Source organism: Psychrobacter sp. (genome assembly GCF_035469765.1).
In the GTDB taxonomy this organism is placed as follows: Bacteria; Pseudomonadota; Gammaproteobacteria; order Pseudomonadales; family Moraxellaceae; genus Psychrobacter.
Window position 1 is genome coordinate 1 of sequence record NZ_DATIRM010000318.1, and the last position, 6,351, is coordinate 6,351.

The window sequence follows — 6,351 nt, forward strand, 5'->3', positions numbered from 1 at the left end:
AAATGCTTTGTTTGCATCTGCCATGCGGTGAACTTCGTCACGCTTCTTCATAGCATTACCTTTACCATCAGCGGCATCATTCAATTCGCCTGCTAAACGCAAAGCCATTGATTTTTCAGAACGCTTTGCAGCAGCTTCAGCTAACCAACGCATAGCCAAGGCGGTACGACGGGAGGGGCGTACTTCCATTGGTACTTGGTAGGTTGCACCACCAACACGGCGAGCTTTTACTTCGACCATTGGGCGAACGTTTTCTAATACGTCTTCAAAGAAAGATACTGGATCTTCGATGTTACGTTTTTGGCTTACTGTCTCAAGTGCACCGTAAACGATACGCTCAGCAGTAGATTTTTTACCATGACTCATGACATGGTTGATGAATTTTGCAACAGTTTTGCTACCAAATTTAGGATCCGGTAGGATCTCACGGGTAGCAACGACGCGACGTCTTGGCATAATAAATATCCTTTTCTTCAGGAGTGTCTGACATTCACAATCTCGCACCAATTAATATTGGATGGCGTTATATCGAGTTGTCAGTCAGCCTTACTGCATGGCGCTATGTGATAAGGGTTAATGACTCATTTGGTCAAAAATTACTCACATCAGACCCATGCACAGTTAATGTTTGATACAAAGAAACTCATTTAATAACGGTTAGTTATTAAACTTTAGGTTTCTTAGCACCATATTTAGAGCGACCTTGCTTACGGTCTTTAACGCCTGCGCAATCTAGTGCACCACGAACGGTGTGATAACGTACACCTGGTAGATCTTTTACACGACCACCACGGATAAGAACAACACTGTGCTCTTGTAAGTTATGACCTTCGCCGCCGATGTAGCTTGATACTTCATAGCCTGAAGTCAAACGTACACGACATACTTTACGCATGGCTGAGTTAGGTTTTTTAGGGGTAGTAGTATATACGCGAGTACATACACCACGGCGTTGTGGGCACGCTTCCAACGCAGGAACTTTTGACTTTTCCTTGATGGTTTTGCGACCTTTACGAATCAATTGGTTAGTTGTTGCCATAAGGCATCCTTCTCCCGTTTGGTATAAAACAAAAAAATAGGGAAACGCACCATCCATCTGACTTTAACGACAGATTTTGGCACACCCATTTTTAGGACAGTGTATTATAAAGACTTGTTGCTGCTATTTCAACCACTTATGAGTAGTTAGACTTTACAGCAGCGGATAGATATGTATTCAGAATACTACTATACCACTTTATCTGTTTTTGATGACATAAGCCAAAAAACAGTGGACTAAATATGGTATCAAAAGTAGACGTTTACATCATTCAGATAAGATATTTAGAGATAAAAACAGCCGCTTGTGACAGTTATATGGCAATATCCTCTCATTTTTTCAAGGAAGTAAGAGGATATCGCCGATATTAGAGGTGAACAGCAACGGCATCAACCTTAATGGCTTATTATTTGCTTGGCTTAGCAGCGGCTTTTTTCGCTTTGCTGTTAGAAGGTTTATTTGCACTAACCTTCTTATTATCTTGAGTGCTGTCAACTTGCTTTTCGCCAGTTTCAGCGTCGGGGTTTTTCTGAGTATCTTTTTTAGCTTCTTTTGAAACAGTGTTTTCTGATTTTGTCTCTTTAGACTTATCCTCTTTAGAATTGTCTTCTTTAGACTCAGGCTGTTTCTGCTCAGTATCGGCTGCACTGCCTTTTTCGCCCTCTGTAGCGGCATCTTGCTTAGTATCATCTTTTGATGGATTACTTGGTGTCTTGTCTTCTTTCTGCTCACTGCTACCCGTTGCCTGACTAACCTTTACTTCGCTGCTACTGTCATCAGTAATCGCTCGGTTAGCAAGTTTGGCTTCTGGCGCAAAAGTTGCTTGAGCAACGCCAATGACCTCATCAATCAGCTGACTGTTATAGCGCATACCAACGATAACGGCGGTGGCTGGCAAAAATCGACGTATCCATGTTAAGTTGATTTGATCCAAATCAATTCCGACCTGACTGGCAATACTGTCCACTTGCTCTGCGTAAAAATTAACCTTTTTATTCTGCAAGCCTAAGTTTTTGAGCTCATTGTGTAAACCATTGCTTTGGGCGCTATCAAGTAAACATTTACCAATGCCGATACCTGCCAGTAATGCTTGCTTCTCTTGCATTTTGCTTAGGTCTGCATTGGCAAGTAACTCATACGCCATCTTGATGCCTTGCTTGCCAGTCAATGGCTTGTTATATACTGCAGCAAGCTGATAAACTGTACGTAGTGACACCAATAACAACCATAATGTATCTGCCAGTAAACCCGGTAAACCTGCCAAACCTGTGATGCCGCCAAGCGTGGCTAATGCGCGGTTTTGATTGGCAATATCGGTCGCTAATCCATAACGCTGCTCATCATCTAAGCTTGCAATCTTGGCAAAGCGGTGCTGATTCGGTAAATCGATTTGACTCCAGTTGTCGGCAAGCTTAGCAATTTGAGAAAAAGCGCCATCAACAGTTGATTCAAACAAACTATTTGGCACAACTTTTTTGGCATACTTGCCATAAGTAGCAAAACGGGTGCCAAGTAACTGCTGGGTTGCCTTTAGCGTTTGTTCACGGAATAAATCTTGTTGATAATCCTCATCGCCTAGATTGACCGCTTTAAATTGACGCGGTTTGCCAGCTTTGGCATTGACGCTATCAATCATAGCGCCCATGCGTTCTAGATTGCTGCGAGTAAAAGAGCCAACCGTGCTGATGCCTTTATATAAAGTGCTACGTTTTGCCATCTTAATGTCCTTAATATGATGTTTGTTATAATATGTCTGTTTTTAACGCCTGACAGTAAATTAGCAGATAATAAGGCACTGCTACCATACTTTTATAATAGTAAGCGGTTCGCCATTCTAGCGAACTCTCATTATCCGTGTCAGTGCGAACAATGTTATCACTATCATCCCTTTTGTATCTAAAAGTATCGTCGACTACTGGTAATATATTAATATCACTTTAAATAATTTGAAGATAAACATAACCACTGGTTATCCATGTTTTATCATTATTTTGCATTTACTCAAACATTTTGCCACCTCGATACGGTATCATATGCCATAATTCAAAGTACACTTGTACCATTATTTACCTGCACTCTGCATGAGCGGATAATGGCAATAAATTTGCCTTTAGCACCTTGATAGCGTTTTGCTATCACGCGTTTATGATTCATGACAAAGGGAGGTAGTTTGAGATGGTAAAAACGATGATTAAAGGTAATGATCAAAAAATCATTACTAATAAGGAATAGAGTATGCGCCGCGTTGTTATCACTGGAGCAGGGATTGTCTCTTGTATCGGACATGATTTGGCTACTGTCACAGAAGCTCTTAAACAAGGGCGCTCTGGCATCACATTCAATGAATCTTATGCTGAGCACGAGTTCAAGTCGCACGTCAGCGGCAGTATTGATCAATCAGAGCTAGATACCTCAGCTATCGACCGCAAACTGAAGCGGTTTTTTAGTGACGCAAGCCTCTATGCTTATGTCAGCGCCCTAAATGCGATTGAGCACGCCGGTCTATCTCTCGAAACCATCAATAGCAATCCACGCGTGGGTGTGGTTGCCAGCTCAGGCGGTGCATCAACAGAAAATATCACCAATGCGATAGATGCGATGCGAGAAAAAGGACTACGCGGCGTCGGTGCGATGGCTGTACCAAAAACTATGGGCAGCTCGGTATCAGCAGCGCTTGCTACCGGTCTAAAAATTCAAGGTATCTCATACTCGCTAACCTCTGCTTGTGCGACGTCAACACATTGTATCGGTCATGCCGCCGAGCTTATTCAGCTAGGTAAAGCCGATGTGATACTTGCTGGTGGTAGTGAGGCAGAACATTGGACACAGTCTTGTATGTTTGATGCTATGGGTGCAGTCAGCACCCAATACAATGATACTCCAGAGCTTGCCTCAAGAGCTTATGACAAAGACCGTGATGGTTTTGTTATCGCTGCAGGCGGCGCGATGGTGGTCGTTGAAAGCTTAGAACATGCCCAAGCGCGCGGTGCCAATATTTTGGCTGAAATCGTCGGTTACGGTGCCAGCTCTGATGGCGCAGAAATGGTCGCTCCAAGCGGTGAAGGCGCAGTACGCTGTATGAAGCTGGCACTTGCTGAAGCTGGTTTAGAAAGCGTAGATTATATCAATAGCCATGGTACCAGTACGCCACTTGGTGACATCACTGAGCTTAAAGCCATTGCCAAAGTATTTGATGACGATATCAGTAAAGTACCTGCGATTAGCTCAACCAAGTCTATGACAGGTCATAGCTTGGGTGCGGTCGGTGCGCAAGAGCTTATTTATTGCTTACTGATGTTACAAGAAGGTTTTATCGCACCAAGTATCAATATTACAGAATTAGATCCGGCTGCCAAAGGCTTTGATATCGTCACTGAAAAACGCGATGTGAAACTTAAAACCCTTATGAGCAATAGCTTTGGCTTTGGTGGTACTAATGCCACATTAATCATCAAAAAGTTTGACGCTTAGACTATGGTTGTAATAGATTCTCATACTACTGTACAGAAAGATTCTGCCCTACCGCCAGCTAGCAAAACTAGCTGGCGTTTTGGTGACCTATCTGCCGCAGAATTGATGCCACAGTTACAGCGACATTTACTAAAACAAGATAGCAAAGCAAACTGGCAGCTGGTTTGGCTTAATAACGATGGGCAACCAGTGATTGGCTTATTGCCAAAAATGATCTGGGGCGTTTATCCTATGGCTAATGACACGCTGCATTCTACTAAACAGGCAAGCCTTTATAAAGTCGAAAAGACCTGCCGCTCAGCTGTTTGCGATCATAGCAATATCAATGCCGATGCCAGTTTAGATGCCAGTATCAATTTCAGTCATGATGATAGTCATAACACCTCTGTTACAAGCTATATGAGTTATAGCGATTGGCAAGAGGAGTTGATTGTTTATAGCCAAAATTATGACAATAACGATGGCTCACTCTTAGCAAATAAAGATAATCAGTCGCCGCATTATCGTCATGGATTAATAGGTTTTATCAGTTATGACATTAGCGCTCATGAGTTAAGCCCAACTGCCAATATTGAGATGGCAGAACAGCCCTGTGCGCTATTGGGGCATTATGATATTTATCTAACAGCGGATGCAGACAGTCAAAGTAGTTGGCAGCTACAGGTAAATAATCATAATAACAATTCTGACAGCAGCTCAGTTCAGCAGGATACAAATACACTAATCATAACGCTGATATCTTATTTAGATAGTTTGGATAATCAGCTATCGAATGAGAATACCAATAAAAAACAACATAATAAAACGCCACCTTTATTACTAGAAGCTCAATGGAGTAAGCATCAATATCAGCAGGCATTTCATCAAACGCAAAATTATTTGCAGCAAGGCGACTGTTATCAGATTAATTTAACTCAAGTATGGAGTGGCTGTCTGAGCGCTTATGACGATAAATACGTCACAAGCCTCATCGACTATCTACCTGCTTTGCACGCTAATACCAAAGCACCCTTTGCAGGATATGTAGCGATTGACAATTTTAATCATAAAGGCGAAACAGATACGTCAAACCGTCAGTTTGAATTATTAAGCTGCTCGCCTGAATTATTTTTTACCTTTAGCAAAGATGTTAAGACCGGCAAGCATCATATCCGCACCAAGCCGATTAAAGGGACGATGCCGCGCGGCTTAACAACCGAACAAGATAATGACTACAAGCAGCAGTTAATTAATAGCGAAAAAGACCGTGCCGAAAACGTCATGATTGTGGACTTGTTACGTAATGATTTGGGTAAATATGCCAAAATCGGTAGCGTAAAAGTGCCTCAGCTATTTGCGATTGAAAGCTTTAGCAATGTCCATCATATGGTCAGCACCATTACTGCCGAGCTCAAGACAGATACTCATCCGTTAAGTGTCTTATTTGGAAGTTTGCCTGCAGGCTCTATTACTGGTACGCCAAAGAAACGCGCGGTGGAGATTATCGCAGAATTAGAAGCTGCACCGCGTGGCGCTTATTGTGGCACCATGGGCTATATGAACTTTGATGGTAGCGGTCAATGGAATGTACTGATTCGCACACTGCAAGCGACCAGCACAGCTGACAATAGCAAACAAGTCAGTTTATGGGCAGGCGGCGGTATCACCGTTGCCTCTGACTGCGATGCTGAATACCAAGAGTGCCTAGATAAAGTCGGCAACTTATTATCCGTCCTTGCTAACGACTGAGGCTTAAGTTAGAAGACAGCTTCAAGCGGCGCAAAAGAGCCTGCTAACATGATGTTAGCAGGCTCTTTTGCGCCGCTTGAAGCTGTCTTCTAACTTAAGCCTCAGTCGTTAGC

General features: G+C 42.8%; 5 protein-coding genes. 2 read left to right on the forward strand and 3 right to left on the reverse strand.

Translation table 11 applies throughout. From position 1 onward, the window contains the following. From rpsG to VLN09_RS08970, 3 genes are all read right to left on the reverse strand, one after another. The coding region (rpsG, locus tag VLN09_RS08960) for a 30S ribosomal protein S7 (protein WP_325245746.1) at nucleotides 1-456 on the reverse strand (456 nt) is incomplete at its 3' end. A gap of 208 nt (nucleotides 457-664) precedes the next feature. Then, the gene (gene rpsL, locus VLN09_RS08965) at nucleotides 665-1,039 is read right to left on the reverse strand and encodes a 30S ribosomal protein S12 (protein ID WP_011281154.1); all 375 of its coding nucleotides are present in this window, start codon (nucleotides 1,037-1,039) and stop codon (nucleotides 665-667) included. Between the two features lie 406 nt (nucleotides 1,040-1,445). Further along, the gene (locus VLN09_RS08970; RefSeq protein WP_325245749.1) at nucleotides 1,446-2,756 is read right to left on the reverse strand and encodes an EcsC family protein; all 1,311 of its coding nucleotides are present in this window, start codon (nucleotides 2,754-2,756) and stop codon (nucleotides 1,446-1,448) included. A 518-nt stretch (nucleotides 2,757-3,274) separates the two neighbouring features. Here VLN09_RS08970 and VLN09_RS08975 point away from each other — a divergent pair. Further along, nucleotides 3,275-4,510 (forward strand): beta-ketoacyl-ACP synthase II, encoded by a 1,236-nt coding sequence (locus tag VLN09_RS08975; protein WP_325245751.1) that lies wholly within the window; start codon nucleotides 3,275-3,277, stop codon nucleotides 4,508-4,510. A 3-nt stretch (nucleotides 4,511-4,513) separates the two neighbouring features. Then, a complete protein-coding gene (locus VLN09_RS08980) occupies nucleotides 4,514-6,238 on the forward strand; it encodes an anthranilate synthase component I family protein (protein ID WP_325245753.1) in 1,725 nt (574 codons plus the stop codon). Nucleotides 6,239-6,351 lie beyond the last annotated feature (113 nt).

Excerpts from the sequence above, each read along its gene's own strand:
- rpsL (WP_011281154.1), bottom strand. The coding sequence starts at position 1,039 with ATGGCAACAACTAACCAATTGATTCGTAAAGGTCGCAAAACCATCAAG.
- VLN09_RS08970 (WP_325245749.1), bottom strand. The coding sequence starts at position 2,756 with ATGGCAAAACGTAGCACTTTATATAAAGGCATCAGCACGGTTGGCTCT.
- VLN09_RS08975 (WP_325245751.1), top strand. The coding sequence starts at position 3,275 with ATGCGCCGCGTTGTTATCACTGGAGCAGGGATTGTCTCTTGTATCGGA.
- VLN09_RS08980 (WP_325245753.1), top strand. The coding sequence starts at position 4,514 with ATGGTTGTAATAGATTCTCATACTACTGTACAGAAAGATTCTGCCCTA.